This window comes from Kiloniella antarctica, assembly GCF_042682825.1.
GTDB lineage: Bacteria > Pseudomonadota > Alphaproteobacteria > Kiloniellales > Kiloniellaceae > Kiloniella > Kiloniella antarctica.
In genome coordinates this window covers 100,914-114,331 of the sequence record NZ_JBHUII010000001.1, presented here as the reverse complement: position 1 = coordinate 114,331, position 13,418 = coordinate 100,914, and the positions used below count along the sequence as shown (strand labels likewise).

General features: G+C 43.9%; 13 protein-coding genes and 1 other RNA gene. 5 read left to right on the top strand and 9 right to left on the bottom strand.

Features of this window, described 5'->3' with window-relative positions:
* Positions 1-2 precede the first annotated feature (2 nt).
* Positions 3-1,202 carry an MFS transporter gene (locus ACFSKO_RS00530; RefSeq protein WP_380247270.1) on the bottom strand — a complete coding sequence of 400 codons (1,200 nt, stop codon included), beginning with the start codon at positions 1,200-1,202 and terminating at the stop codon, positions 3-5.
* Positions 1,195-1,527: a Rap1a/Tai family immunity protein gene (locus ACFSKO_RS00525; RefSeq protein WP_380247268.1), complete on the bottom strand. Its 333-nt coding sequence runs from the start codon at positions 1,525-1,527 to the stop codon at positions 1,195-1,197. The genes ACFSKO_RS00530 and ACFSKO_RS00525 overlap by 8 nt, the downstream gene beginning before the upstream one ends.
* A 244-nt stretch (positions 1,528-1,771) precedes the next feature.
* Between ACFSKO_RS00525 and ACFSKO_RS00520 the strand changes: the two genes are divergently transcribed.
* On the top strand, positions 1,772-5,251 hold the full coding sequence (locus ACFSKO_RS00520) for an AsmA family protein (RefSeq protein WP_380247266.1): 3,480 nt from the start codon (positions 1,772-1,774) through the stop codon (positions 5,249-5,251).
* Positions 5,252-5,276: 25 nt separating this feature from the next.
* Here the strand turns inward: ACFSKO_RS00520 and ACFSKO_RS00515 are convergent, their stop codons facing one another.
* The 4 genes from ACFSKO_RS00515 to ACFSKO_RS00500 all read right to left on the bottom strand — a co-directional run bounded on the left by ACFSKO_RS00515 (position 5,277) and on the right by ACFSKO_RS00500 (position 8,166).
* Positions 5,277-5,531 (bottom strand): ribbon-helix-helix domain-containing protein, encoded by a 255-nt coding sequence (locus ACFSKO_RS00515; RefSeq protein ID WP_380247264.1) that lies wholly within the window; start codon positions 5,529-5,531, stop codon positions 5,277-5,279.
* Positions 5,532-5,624: 93 nt separating this feature from the next.
* Complete coding sequence (gene fumC, locus ACFSKO_RS00510; RefSeq protein ID WP_380247261.1) at positions 5,625-7,031, bottom strand: class II fumarate hydratase; 1,407 nt, start codon at positions 7,029-7,031, stop codon at positions 5,625-5,627.
* Between the two features lie 155 nt (positions 7,032-7,186).
* Positions 7,187-7,543: a TfoX/Sxy family protein gene (locus ACFSKO_RS00505; protein WP_380247259.1), complete on the bottom strand. Its 357-nt coding sequence runs from the start codon at positions 7,541-7,543 to the stop codon at positions 7,187-7,189.
* A complete protein-coding gene (locus ACFSKO_RS00500) occupies positions 7,540-8,166 on the bottom strand; it encodes an alpha/beta family hydrolase (protein ID WP_380247257.1) in 627 nt (208 codons plus the stop codon). The genes ACFSKO_RS00505 and ACFSKO_RS00500 overlap by 4 nt, the downstream gene beginning before the upstream one ends.
* 64 nt (positions 8,167-8,230) lie before the next feature.
* Between ACFSKO_RS00500 and ACFSKO_RS00495 the strand changes: the two genes are divergently transcribed.
* Positions 8,231-8,440, top strand: a complete 210-nt coding sequence (locus ACFSKO_RS00495) for a hypothetical protein (RefSeq protein ID WP_380247255.1) — start codon at positions 8,231-8,233, stop codon at positions 8,438-8,440.
* 215 nt (positions 8,441-8,655) lie between these two features.
* Here ACFSKO_RS00495 and ACFSKO_RS00490 read toward each other — a convergent pair whose 3' ends face one another.
* From ACFSKO_RS00490 to ACFSKO_RS00480, 3 genes are all read right to left on the bottom strand, one after another.
* On the bottom strand, positions 8,656-9,210 hold the full coding sequence (locus ACFSKO_RS00490) for an SspB family protein (protein ID WP_380247252.1): 555 nt from the start codon (positions 9,208-9,210) through the stop codon (positions 8,656-8,658).
* A 90-nt stretch (positions 9,211-9,300) separates the two neighbouring features.
* Positions 9,301-9,662: a transfer-messenger RNA gene (ssrA, locus tag ACFSKO_RS00485) on the bottom strand.
* Between the two features lie 568 nt (positions 9,663-10,230).
* On the bottom strand, positions 10,231-10,476 hold the full coding sequence (locus ACFSKO_RS00480; protein WP_380247250.1) for a hypothetical protein: 246 nt from the start codon (positions 10,474-10,476) through the stop codon (positions 10,231-10,233).
* 310 nt (positions 10,477-10,786) lie between these two features.
* Between ACFSKO_RS00480 and ACFSKO_RS00475 the strand changes: the two genes are divergently transcribed.
* The 3 genes from ACFSKO_RS00475 to ACFSKO_RS00465 all read left to right on the top strand — a co-directional run bounded on the left by ACFSKO_RS00475 (position 10,787) and on the right by ACFSKO_RS00465 (position 13,380).
* Positions 10,787-11,581, top strand: coding sequence for a thymidylate synthase (locus ACFSKO_RS00475; protein ID WP_380247248.1), 795 nt, complete (start codon positions 10,787-10,789; stop codon positions 11,579-11,581).
* Positions 11,582-11,651: 70 nt separating this feature from the next.
* Positions 11,652-12,782 carry an alanine racemase gene (locus tag ACFSKO_RS00470; protein ID WP_380247246.1) on the top strand — a complete coding sequence of 377 codons (1,131 nt, stop codon included), beginning with the start codon at positions 11,652-11,654 and terminating at the stop codon, positions 12,780-12,782.
* Positions 12,783-12,819: 37 nt separating this feature from the next.
* Positions 12,820-13,380: a rhomboid family intramembrane serine protease gene (locus ACFSKO_RS00465; protein WP_380247244.1), complete on the top strand. Its 561-nt coding sequence runs from the start codon at positions 12,820-12,822 to the stop codon at positions 13,378-13,380.
* Positions 13,381-13,418 lie beyond the last annotated feature (38 nt).

The following is a 13,418-nucleotide window of genomic DNA, read 5'->3' as shown; positions in this document are numbered from 1 at the left end:
ATCTAACTTGGATAACGTGTTTTTCTGGATGATGGTCGACGTATTGATAAAGCCATCAAAAATATAAACAATAATGTTAAGAACATAGCTGTATAGAGTAACCCGTTACCACCAAAGTAAACTGTTGCTTGTCCGCCAATGAGGGGCATGAAGCCACCCAATCCCCATAAGAGTCCAAAGGAAGTGTTTGCGGCAATCAGTTCTGAGCCATCGTATTCCTGTCCAACCGCGGTAAGGGCCGTCGTGTAAATGGACGTTACAATTCCTCCCCAACAAAAAAGTGTGATTTTTAACAATAAGGCGTTGTGGGGTGTTTGGGTGATGATACAGATACAAAGGAAGCAAATAAGACCGAGAGCTAAAAGGAGCTTCCTAATATTGATATGGTCAGCTAGCCAACCAATTGGGTATTGGAAGACAATTCCACCAATGAAAAAGAGGCTTAACATTTTATGCATGTCGGCTTCGAGGTAGCCGATTCGTGCACTATAATAATGAAAAAGGCTTCCCATAAGAGTTTCTGTCCCTGCTGTTAGAACGACAGCAAGGCAAAGGGCAGGGGCAATGAAGATGAACGCGAAGGGGCTAAATTTACTTGGTTCCTCCAAATTCATTTTAGGGCTCTTGATAAAGAAAAGTGGTATTAGTGCGACTGTGGTAATCGCAGCCCCTGTAAGGAATGGAGGCCATCCAACTGTTCCTGTAAAAATTAAAATCATTGGGCCAGCTGCAAAACCAACACCTAAAGAGATATTGAAAATAGCTAACACCCGGCCCCTGGTCTCGGGTCTTGCTAAGTGGTTTATCCAGCTTTCAGTCGCGATAAAAATTCCGGCAACTGCCATCCCCATAACAAACCTGATGACAATCCAGTGGAGTGGGAGAGGAAATAACTTTAAACAAATAAACATAAGGGCTTCGGCTATCATGCAAGCTAGGACGTATTTTCTCATACCTAACATCGAAATACATTTTGGTACGATCGGTGAATATACAACGATCGCTATACCCAATATAGAGCCGATTAAACCAATCAGAAGTCCACTGCTGCCATCACGATCCAAGGTCAAAGTCATAAGGGGAAGTGTAAAACCCATGCTGATACCAGCAATTGAAACACAGGAAACGACAGCAACCAATGATTTGAGGCGTTCCACCTCTGCATTATGATTGCCAGTTCGTTCCTGAGTTTTATTATTCACAAGGATATTTATCCCTTAAAATTAAGACGATACTTTCAAAAGCAGAAGTAGGGATGGCATTCTTTGGTAGTTGAGTCCGGACCGTTTCAATATATTTTCCGCGGTCAGTGTCGGGTGGAAAGCAAAAGGCTTCAGCAATCAAGCCTTGTTCTCTCATTTCAAGCAGGCTTTCTACTGTTCCGGTGATATAGCCGTTGCATAGGCCTCCGTACCAGCGGTCTTCAGAAGAGCAAAGTTCATCGAGTTGTTTTTTTTGAAGTTGGGTTTCTGCCTGAGCGTTTGTCATAAAAAAGAAAAGTGAAATAATTAAGAAGTACTTGGGCAAAATGAATTACCTTATTTGAGAAGGAACGAGTTAAACGGGGGTATACTAGCATTTATTTCCCGTTATGGTTTATAATTTTTGTGTTTTTTACACCAACTATACCAACCTCTTGAAGGAGAAGGCTTCATTCTATTCCTATGTGATTGAATAAAATGGACAGTTTGTTTAGTTTGGTATCTAACAATTAATAGGTGTGTTTCTGGTTCGCAACCAAATATAAATTTTGATGATTGAAGGTGAGTTCGTGCGTAAATTAACGGTTTCTGGAATTCTTTTAGTCGTACTGCTTATTTCCGCCGTTCTGTTTGGTCCAGGATTTGTAGATTGGAATAAGTATAAAACCGAGATCACTGATAGGGTTTTTTCTTCAACAGGCAGAGAGCTGGTTATCAACGGTGATGTAAATTTACGCATTTTGCCGATACCAAGCTTTTCTGCCAATGACGTTACTTTTGCCAATACACCGAATTCCAACCAACCTTTTATGCTGAGCCTTGAAGAGCTCGGCGTTAAAATAGCAATACTACCACTTTTGAGTGGGGTGGTTCGGGTTCAAGAGGTAACACTTCGTAAACCAGTGATATTTGCTGAGAAGTTTTTGGATGGTAAAGGGAATTGGGAATTTACATCTGTAGAAGCGCAAAAGAACAACGAGGTTCCCACTAGCACATCTATCCCCAGTGTGGCTAAGGAAGAGATCACAAAAGAGGATGATTTTTTCCAAAGTGTTTCTTTAGATCAGTTTCATGTCATTGATGGCACACTAACCTATATTGATCATACTAAAAAAATCGAAGAAAAATTCAAAAATATTAATGCAGAAGTAATTGCGGGATCATTAAATGGGCCCTTTACCCTGGCTGGCGATCTGGTTCTTAAGGGGCAGCATACTGAAATTGAACTTGATATTGGACAGATTGTTGATCAAGGGGCAACGGCAATTAATGTTGGTGTTCGATTGCCGGATTCACAGGCTAAACTTAAGTTTACAGGGTTCCTTTCTCAGCATGTAAACAGTACTTCTTACCGTGGAACATTTGAGGGTGATGGGAAAGATCTTGGGTCTTTGATATCTGAATTATCCGGGAAGAACATTAAAACAAAAGCGGATAGTGATTTTGAACTCTCTGCTGCTCTAGAGGGAGATCAAACAAGTCTTTCTCTTGGGGGAATTAATTTTCGGGTCGGTTTTCAAAACCTTTCTGGTGATGTGAAGGTGGACCTGAAAGATAATCCGAAAATCGAGTTGGTACTTGCTAGTCCGCGTGTGAACCTTGATGAAATTCTTGCTGATGCTCAGCAGGGAGACAGTACTACTGTTCCGACCAAAATTGATACAATACCTAGTGTGAAAACACAGGCATTAAACTCAACACCTATTCCTCCAGAAGAATCCAGCAATAAGGCGACGTGGCCTGATTTACCAAAAAATCTAAGTGTAAATGCACAGTTTCAGATTTCTGATATCATCTATAATAGTCAAATTATCAGGGATTTCTCTATTGTAACAAACTTGAATAACGGCACGTTGTCTCTCGAAAAGCTCAGTGCTTTTCTCCCAAGTGGTGGACAGTTATCCATGCTTGGTAACTATACGGACAAAACAATTACAGGTCAGGTAACTGCACGAACGGAAGATCTCAGAGGCCTTCTTAACTGGCTTAAAGTGGATGTACCGTCTGTACCAAATGATCGTCTTCGACGCCTGGAGAGTAAAACCAAATTTTCAATCACTCCAGAGCAAGTTGTTTTAAATCCGATTTCTCTTACGCTTGATGTGAGCCATCTGGATGGGGCCGTAACCGTTGCTTTAAGAGATCGCCTAGGTATTGGTGCTCGTCTTGTTGTCGATCGACTTGATCTTGATGCTTATAAACTTGTGGAGACTAAGGCTAACAAGACGCCTTCTCCTGTAGGAGATCAATCCAACAGCGCTTCAGTTAGTGGAGAAAAGGGGACAAATAATCAACCCCTTACGAGCGCTAAGGACGTGAAGTCTGAAAATCCATTGGCAATTTTGAATGATTTTGATGCCAATGTGGATCTTACTGTCGGAGAAATTTTGTATCGAAAGGTTCCTTTTAAAGGGGGGCGGTTCGATGGAACCCTGCAACAGGGTGGACTAAGCGTTCGAAATGCTTCGATTGATGATGTGATTGGAAGCTCTGCAGCCCTGTCTGGAAGCTTTGCAGAAATTGTGAAGAACCCAAAAATGGATGCGACGATTATAGCGCGTATTGCTGATTTATCTAAGTTACTAATCGCGACGGGAGATATCGAAAAAGATACCATTCCTGATTTTGGAGTTATTGATGTCAATGGTAAGCTTAAAGGGACGAGTGAAGATCTTGCTGTTGATTTAACTGGAACGATCCTTGGGGGATCGTATCAGGCACGCGGTCAGGTTCGTCCCACTGGCACAAAAATATATGAAGGGTTGGTCAGTATTGATCACCCAAATGCTGCCCAGTTGGTGCGTAGCCTAAACAAGGATGCTGGAGTTAATGGTAAGTGGGGTCGTTTAACCGCTAAGGCAATGGTCAAGGCTGATCTCGGGCAAGTGGAGCTTGCAGAATTAGATGGCAGTATTGCGGGCACAAGCGTACAGGGAAGTGTTCTTACAAAACTGACAGGTCATAAGCCGCAAGTAACGGTTAATCTCATTACGGGTGCGCTTAATCTTAATAATTTACTCCCGGCGGATCCGAAAGGTGGCGCGTCTGGTGGGGCGAGCGGTGGTGGAAGCTTTACATCGGCTGGCTTGAACAGGCGCTGGTCTCATGAACCGATTGATTTGTCTGCACTGGGCTTGGTGGACGCGGATATATCTCTTATTTCAGACGCGATTATACAAGATGTGGCCACTATCGAAAATGTCCAAGCTAAAGCTGTACTTGTTGATAGGGTGGTAACTGTTTCACAGTTTCAAGGAACAGCTTATGGGGGGCCGATATCAGTTGTTGGGGTCGTTAAGGCTACAGATCAACTTGACCTCAATATCGACTTTAATGCCGAAAATATTGAGATAAATAACGTGCTGCATTCAGCTGCCGATTTTAAAAGAATTTCCGGCCCTCTCTCTGTTTCTGGAAAATTAAAATCATCTGGAAGATCTGAAGCTGATCTCGTGCAAACTCTTGCGGGTAAGGGGGCCGTAAAAGGTGTTCTCAAAGCCAAAGTAAAACAAGAAGAGATTGTGGGTGGAGCCTTGTTAGGTGTACTCGGTTCAAAATTAAAAGCCATTCAAGGTGTTGGGGGAGCAACGACCACTTTACTTCAGGCCTTTGCTGGTCAACCTGCTAACTTGGGTGGTACTTATGTTGTTGAGAATGGGGTTTTGGTAAGTAATGATCTGAGGCTAGATGGGCGGAACGCATCTGTGTATACGGCGGCCACCATAGATCTTCCTGCTTGGCTTATAAATAGCCAAAGTGATATGTTTCGTGCGGGAGAAGACCCGACAAAACCTTATATCACAGTTCACCTGACTGGACCGTTGGATAAACCAAACCCTAGAGTGAAGGGCCTGTTCCTTCAGTCAAAATCGAAAACTATACAACAATTGCTGGGGGGTGGTACTGTAGAAGACAATGCGCCAGTTGTCGCGCCTGTTGATGGAGCTTCTGGACAGACCGAGACAACGGAACCTGTTGTAGAAGAAAAATCAAAGAAGAAAAAGGCCAAAGAGCTTATTAAAGGGATTTTAAAAGGACTGGGTGGGTAACACTCAATCTCTTTTCGGTATTTTATTATGGTGTAAGACTAGGCTTAGATCTAAGTTGATTCTGTAGGTCTCTCAATACCATAATACGAAGTGTACTGGAGAGATTCCCGGTCCTAGCTTCGTCGACTTTCTCGATAAATTGATTGAGAGATAACCCCTGTTCTTTTGCGAGCCTTTTTACTTCCAGCCAGAAGGCTTCTTCAAGACTAAAGCTTGTCCGGTGACCTGCAATCGTTACAGAGCGTTTTATTACTTGTTCTGAACGGATGGTTTCTGACATGAACTCGGACTTAGTTGTTTGGGAAGGGGAAGAATTCACAAATATTTTTGAGTATTTTGTAAACTCTTCCCCTTTACCTCGATAATCTTGCAATTAGGCTTTACGTGGCCCTACCATATTTTCTGGGCGCACTTTTTGATCAAATTCTTCAGCGGTTAGAAGACCAAGCTCAACAGCTGCTTCTTTAAGCGTACTATTTTCTACATAAGCTTTCTTCGCAACTTTCGCAGCATTATCATAGCCAATATGCGGGTTTAAAGCGGTAACCAGCATGAGAGATTGTTGCATCAGGCTGGTGATACGTTCTTCGTTTGCTTCGATACCATCAACACAGTTTTCCCTGAAGGAATCACAGGCATCACCGATCAGTTTTGCGGACTGAAGGAGATTGTAAATCATAACCGGTTTGAAAACATTGAGTTCAAAGTGGCCATTTGATCCTGAAATAGTGATGGTGGTGTGGTTCCCCATGACTTGTGCACAAACCATTGTCATTGCTTCTGCTTGGGTAGGGTTCACTTTTCCAGGCATGATGGATGAGCCGGGCTCATTTGCAGGGAGTAACAATTCTCCAAATCCACAGCGTGGTCCAGAACCAAGCATACGAATGTCGTTGGCGATTTTCATTAAAGAGGCGGCTAGAACATTGAGAGCACCAGAAGCTTCAATGATGGCATCGTGGGCTGCAAGTGCTTCGAACTTATTTGGTGCTGTCGTGAAGGGAAGTTTGGTGATGTCTGTTACATGGGCCGCAAATTTCTCTGCGAAGCCTTCAACCGAATTCAAACCTGTGCCAACAGCTGTCCCCCCTTGTGCGAGTTCTGCTAGGCGAGGAAGAGTATTTTTGATTCGGGCAATGCCATACTCGATTTGTTTGGCATATCCGGAAAATTCTTGCCCAAGCGTCAGCGGGGTCGCATCCATCAGGTGGGTTCTGCCAATTTTAATGATCTTGTCAAAGGCTTTTGCTTTGGCATCCAGAGAATCATGTAAGCGTTCAAGGGCCGGGATTGTTTCTTCGCTGAGCTGTCTCACCCCTGCAATTGACATTGCCGAGGGGAAAGTATCGTTGGAAGACTGGCCCATGTTGCAATGGTCATTTGGATGGACCGGGGATTTACCACCACGTTCACCACTCAATAACTCATTCGCGCGGCCCGCAATGACTTCATTGGTGTTCATGTTGCTCTGGGTACCAGAACCAGTTTGCCATACAACGAGTGGAAAATGGTCGGTTAATTTTCCATCGATGACTTCCTGGGCTGCTTGGCAAATTGTTTCGCCAAGCTTTGCATCAAGGACACCTAGCTCGATATTCGTTTTCGCTGCGGCCAGCTTTTGAGTTCCCAAAGCTTTAATGAGCGCTGGGGGCATTTTTTCCCCACCAATTTTAAAGTTCTGCAATGAGCGTTGGGTCTGTGCGCCCCAATAGCGATCTGCAGCGACGTCAATTTCGCCCATGGAATCTGATTCTACGCGGATTTTACCTTGGTCGGACATGCTCGTTTCCCTTAAATTATAGTCTGGCAGCAAAATACCTTGTTGGCACCAAAGAGGATTTCATCCTGATTGAGGTCAAGTTGTATATGTTGCGGCGCAGTATACACAGTTTGAGGTCAGCGATAACAGGGCAACAATAGAAAAATGTCTTTTCTCTACTTATTTTTCAGTTTTTTCGTGGCTTTTGCACGTCTCGACGCGCCGATTGCTAAGTTGACCCAACGGATGAAATCATCTTGATCGTCCCATGCTGTACTGGGGATAAGAGAATAAGACATTGTTATAGGTTTATTTTTGCCTTCGTAGGTAAAGGCCTGACTGCCCGCTTCCTCAAAGAGGTTGAGAGTTTCTTTGTCCGTCTTGAGGTAGATATCTCCATTGGCCTCCAGGGCGAACATGATGTCTTCAAAGTAAAGGCCATGTCCGCCAAACATGGATTTCACTCGCACAGGTCCCAGTGGTAAGCAGTAATTGATGGTTTCCTCTACAGAGCTTGGTCGTTTTTTCTTCATGAGCACACCTTTTGAATAAATTGATCAATTGAATGTGCTGTTACGTTCCAATTGTTTAATGATGACAGGCCCGAGCGTTTTCTGGGAACCAGACTATGATCTCCGTCTTCAGACCATTCTATTTTGATGCTTGAGGAAAGGTCATACTCTTTTATTTCTTCGGGCTTCCCAAATGGGTCTCTTGTTCCTTGAATGATTAGGGTCGGGGTTTTTAAATCCTTTAAATGCTCAGTACGTGTTTTCTCTGGTTTTCCGGGAGGATGGAACGGATATCCAAGACATATTACCCCGGAAACATCGGCTTCATTGACAACCATTGTTGCCATACGTCCTCCAAGGGACTTACCCATAATAAACAGTGGGCGATCCGTAAAATGATCAATGGTTTTTTGCCAGAACTCGCGTAAAAGAGGGGCCCTATCTGGAGGTCTCTTTTTGCCGGTCAATCGTCGTTCGGTCATGTAGGGGAATTCAAAGCGATGAATAGAATAACCCAAATTACCAAGTTCTTCTGCAATCACTTTCATGAACTCGGTGTCCATTGGAGCCCCAGCTCCGTGAGTGAAGAGGATTGTGGCTTTCCCTTTTTCAGGGCCATTATGAAGAAAGTGGATGATTGTCATAAGCCTTTAGTGTATATTTTTAACAAGTTACGACTAATTTTTGCACAGAACCACGGTACAGAGCATGAGCGATATCCGCCAGAAAGATTTATCGAATAAGTCTGTTCAAGAGATGGATGGGGACGAACGTAAGGAAATGCGTCGGCGATTTGAAGAGTTTGCCAATCAAGTTGGCAAGAATAATGACTCTATCCTTGCTCCTCCGGAAAAACCAAAAAAAGTTGTTAAATGGGACCCGAAAACCATGGGGAAAAAATCAGCAAAGAAGGGCTGATTCTGAAATTCACACTTATAATCTAATCCGAAAATTTAAATGGAATACTCTTATTCCAAAATTTAGGTCTATCGTTTAATTTTAGAATTAGAGTATAGCTTTTAGGTTCGTAGTCTGGATCAAGCAACTGTCCTGTTCTTACGCAGTTTTCCTAAAAGCGGACAAAATTAAAGGCCCTGAATGGACCTTTAACTAAAGCAAAAATTGATTAGAATCTATTTCTTCCGAAAAGTATCGAGGGTGACGATATTGTCCCCACTCTCGGTCTGTTTTTTCTTTGCAGCTCTTTCCGAAGGACTGGCATCTGCATTGGCAACACTATCGCCGCCTTCCTCGTAATCTTCAATCAGGTCTTCGAGATCTTCTAGTTCTTCATCGAAGTCTTCACTATCACCATTCGTGGTATCGAATTGAAGGCCAAAGCGCACGGATGGATCGGCAAAGGCAACAATCGCAGCGTAAGGAATGCTCATACGTTCCGGTACATCCGAGAAACTGAGAGTAATGCTGAAACCTTCTTTACCAACTTCTAAATCCCAGAATTGATACTGGAGAATAATTGTCATCTCACCAGGGTAACGAGCTTTAAGGTGATCTGGAATAGTCACACCTTCTTGAGCCGTTCTAAAGGTGATGTAAAAATGGTGATCTCCAGGGAGCCCGTTTTCCGATGCGTATTCAAGGGATTCTCGAACAACGTTCAAGAGGGCTTTTTCGACCATGTGGTCGTAGCGAAGTTCGCTTTCTGAAATCTCGTTATTTCCCGACATACCGCTGACATTCCGGACGTTTGGTCGTCCTGAGGTTTGTTTATTCTTTATCTAACTAACTGAGTATAATTCCAGCTAGCAGACATTAAAAGTGGGAGCTTCTGTTGCCAGGTGCTCCCGAACCCCGCCTAGGCTTGTGAAAGTCTAGGACTTAAAAGCGGTGCTCAGACTGCAATTAAGCAGCGAGAGCAACCTCACGAGAATTGTCATTTGCAATTACTCAAAACGGCCCGATAACGGCGGAACCATGCCGGGCACCGAACAAATCTTTACTACGCGTGTCGATCCTATTTCGCCCCCATAATCCCATACATAAAATGTCTGGGGAATGGTGGAGGCGCCGGGTACCGCCCCCGGGTCCACAACGCTTATTTCATAAGCCCGTTTAGCACCATAGACGGCCGAAGCCGACACGTTGAATATAGTGACTATTCATAGGACTTCACAAGGGTTGATCTGCAAAACAAAGATTTTTATTTCCTATTCTTACTCATACGAGAACAAAACGCCGTACATAAAACGGCTTGAGAAGAACTTTTTATGTTTATTCTGATAATTCAGGGAGGAATGATAGGTCAACTAAGTGTTTGTTGGGGTTGTTCTTATCGATAAAAACCGAAACATCGTTCCCTTGAACATATGGGGTCGGATTGAACCAGATATTATTGCTCTTAAATATGTGGAGCTTACCTGTGTTGGGATTCTGCCATTGGGTAATGATTTGATAAGGATGTCGGTTATTGTAAGTAATTCGAGTATTTTCCACAATTGTAGCAAGGGACGAGGTTATGAGAGAGCCGTATGTTCTCAGATATTGCTCTTGTTTTTTCTTTAAATGGGAAGAAAAATTATTCCTCCGCCTATAAATGTGAAAGCGCCGCCAAGGAAACTTAACAGTAAGGGACCGAACCAGAGAGGAAAGAAATTGTTGATTTGAGCGTTATAGGGATTGGTTTTCTGATAAAGTATTTCAACAATTTCACCTTGATAAAATGAGGTAGGGTTTGAGCCAACGGAAGACTAAAATACAATTACGTCACCTAAATCCGAAGGGAAGCGAACGACGGGTCTGTAAACATAACTCCCGGAAGACGTCGAGGACGAGCCACGGGTTGATTTTTCTCGCACGAGTTCAATAACTTCTCCGGTTGAGAGTTGCGCAGACTTGATAAAATCAGAAGTAAGATCCACCCAAATAAAGGCGATGACAAGCATTGCGACACCTATAGCTGTAAAGGTGTACTTGATTATCTTCAGGACCGGCATAGATCTCTCATCTTTGACTATATGGTGAACAATAATACCCTGTAATATTCATGTGCCGTAACACATAAGCTGTCGTCGGGAATTTGTCTTCGCAATGGTTATCTTGGGAAGGCATCATAAATGAATTTTTAAAGGAGATGATAAAACCTCTATATAAAAACTTCTCAATTCAAGATCTCGCAGGTTGATTAATACCTCTGTACCCGTGATATGATCCCCACTGATCCCGTGTGTGATCCAATTTGGATTCTACTCTCACATATTTCGCCCATCGTACTTGTTAGTCTCCGGATACAGTGAAGGAAAATTAATGCATCAATATCTCGATCTCATGAAGGACGTTCTCGAAAACGGTACTGAAAAGGGAGATCGGACGGGGACAGGAACGATCAGTGTTTTTGGGCGGCAGATGAGATTTAATCTGGATGATGGCTTTCCGCTGATGACGACAAAGAAGCTTCATATCAAGTCTATGATCCATGAACTTCTTTGGTTTTTGTCCGGGGATACGAATATTCGGTACCTGAAAGAAAATGGCGTTCGTATATGGGATGAATGGGCTGATGAGAATGGCGATTTAGGTCCTGTTTATGGGCACCAATGGCGGTCCTGGCCAGCACCTGACGGGAGCACAATTGACCAGATCACGCAATTGATGGATCAGATTAAGAGTAATCCGAATTCTCGTCGGCACATCGTATCAGCTTGGAATGTGGCTGAGGTTGATAATATGGCCTTACCGCCATGTCATAGCCTTTTTCAGTTTTATGTCGCCGATGGCAAGCTATCCTGTCAGCTTTATCAAAGAAGCGCGGATATTTTCTTAGGTGTGCCTTTTAACATCGCTTCTTACGCACTTTTAACATGTATGGTTGCTCACCAGTGCGATTTGGTGCCCGGAGATTTTGTCCATACTTTTGGGGATACGCATCTCTATACCAATCATCTAGAGCAAGCCGAAATTCAGCTTAAACGCAAACCGTTCCCTTTACCGACCTTACGTATAAATCGAAAGCCGGACAGTATTTTTGATTATCGTTTTGAGGATTTTGAAATTGTTGAGTATGAGGCTCATCCTCATATTGCAGGCAAAGTCTCCGTATAATTTCCGTATAATTATAGGGTATAGATATTAAGCGCTCGATTTGGGGATAAAGCCATGAGGGGAACAAGAGATGGTATTTGAAAATTTAGGCACGCCGACCCTGTTATTGAATAAAGATATTCTCGAGAATAACTGCAATCTTATGCAGGAGAGGGCGCAAGAGGCTGGTGTTAAACTTCGCCCTCATATGAAAACTGCCAAGTCTATCGAGGCTTATCATTTGGCGACCAAAGGCGGGTTCGAGGGGATAACGGTGTCAACACTTTCAGAGGCTGATTTTTTTGCTAACGGGGGTGTGACCGATATTCTCTATGCTGTGGGAATTGTGCCTTCGAAGCTTGCACAAGGACAACGCATTCAAGACAAGGGTGTGAAGCTTAGTCTTATCACTGATAACTTTTCTGTTGTGGCGGCGTTGGATGAAGAGGCTCTTCGATTGGAAACAACGTTCCCGGTTTTGATCGAGATCGATAGCGGTGGGCAGCGCGGTGGCGTCTTGCCAAACTCGGATGATCTTATTGCGATCGGGAAGGCAATCAAAAGCTCAAAACGGTTGAGTTTGGAGGGAGTGCTTACCCACGCTGGCCATTCTTATCACTGTAGCACGCCAGAAGAAATTGTGGCTATTGCAGAGCAAGAACGTCTGGCCGTCGTGAGTGCTGCCGATAGACTTCGTGCCGCAGGATTGCCTTGTCCGGTCGTGAGTGCTGGGTCTACTCCGACGGCTGTCTTTGCCAAAAGCTACGAAGGCCTAACCGATATTCGTCCGGGGGTGTATATGTTTGGCGACGTGGATCAAATGTTTATTGGGGTTTGCCGTTCTAATGAAATTGCCGCTTCTGTTCTTGCTTCTGTTATCGGTCATAATAAAGCGGCCAAACGTATCCTCATCGATGCGGGAGGTTTGGCGTTGTCCAAAGATATCAGTGCCAGTGAATTCTCCTCTCATACAGGATATGGTTTGGTTTGCGACCTCACGGGTAAGGTGCTTGAGGAACTGTATGTTGAATCCGTTCACCAAGAACATGGATTGATCGCATCGGTGAGTGGTGATTTGCCTTTCGAAGAGCTTCCTGTTGGAAGTCGGGTGCGGATCTTGCCCATTCACGCCTGTATGACAGTGGCTGGATATGAACAGTATGAAGTTCATAGTTCCGAGGGTGAGCTCCTTGCCAAGTGGGATCGCGTAAATCGCTGGTAATCTCTTTTTATCAAAGCGCAAAATAAGGATTTAGGTAATGGCAGCTCTGATACGAGTGCGCGATGTACTCATTTTTGTCGGGTTGATGTGGGGCATCTTTTTCCTTAATTGGGCCTTCTCCGGTTATCTGAACACTTATGGTCTGATACCTCGTCGGATTGACGGGCTACCAGGAATTGTGCTCTCACCATTTTTACATGCAAATTATGTCCACCTTATTTCCAATACAGTTCCTTTGCTGGTCATGGGGAGCTTTGTCGCGCTTGAGGGGAAGTGGCGGTTCTGGATTGTTGCCATTTCGATCGCAATAATTGGCGGTGTGTTGGTCTGGCTGACGGGAAGAGGATACAACCACATCGGCGCGAGCGGGGTAGTGTATGGCTTGTTTGCCTATGTACTCGGACGTGCATGGTGGCAGAGAAACTTTGTTTCGATACTGTTAGCTATTGTCGTTTTGGCATTATACAGCGGGATTATCTCTACCTTGTTTGTCTTTCAGTCCGGAATCTCATTTGAAGGACATCTTTTTGGATTTTTATCTGGAGGGCTTGTGGCTTATTGGTCTTGGGGAAATAAAAAATCAGTTAAAGCGGGTTAGATATCGTGAAGTTGGGTGATGGGCACGGTCTTATTCCT

Coding starts and splice junctions, on each gene's coding strand:
- ACFSKO_RS00515 (WP_380247264.1), bottom strand. CDS start 5,531: ATGTCAGAAACCATCCGTTCAGAACAAGTAATAAAACGCTCTGTAACG.
- fumC (WP_380247261.1), bottom strand. CDS start 7,031: ATGTCCGACCAAGGTAAAATCCGCGTAGAATCAGATTCCATGGGCGAA.
- ACFSKO_RS00505 (WP_380247259.1), bottom strand. CDS start 7,543: ATGAAGAAAAAACGACCAAGCTCTGTAGAGGAAACCATCAATTACTGC.
- ACFSKO_RS00500 (WP_380247257.1), bottom strand. CDS start 8,166: ATGACAATCATCCACTTTCTTCATAATGGCCCTGAAAAAGGGAAAGCC.
- ACFSKO_RS00495 (WP_380247255.1), top strand. CDS start 8,231: ATGAGCGATATCCGCCAGAAAGATTTATCGAATAAGTCTGTTCAAGAG.
- ACFSKO_RS00490 (WP_380247252.1), bottom strand. CDS start 9,210: ATGTCGGGAAATAACGAGATTTCAGAAAGCGAACTTCGCTACGACCAC.
- ACFSKO_RS00480 (WP_380247250.1), bottom strand. CDS start 10,476: ATGCCGGTCCTGAAGATAATCAAGTACACCTTTACAGCTATAGGTGTC.
- ACFSKO_RS00475 (WP_380247248.1), top strand. CDS start 10,787: ATGCATCAATATCTCGATCTCATGAAGGACGTTCTCGAAAACGGTACT.
- ACFSKO_RS00470 (WP_380247246.1), top strand. CDS start 11,652: ATGGTATTTGAAAATTTAGGCACGCCGACCCTGTTATTGAATAAAGAT.
- ACFSKO_RS00465 (WP_380247244.1), top strand. CDS start 12,820: ATGGCAGCTCTGATACGAGTGCGCGATGTACTCATTTTTGTCGGGTTG.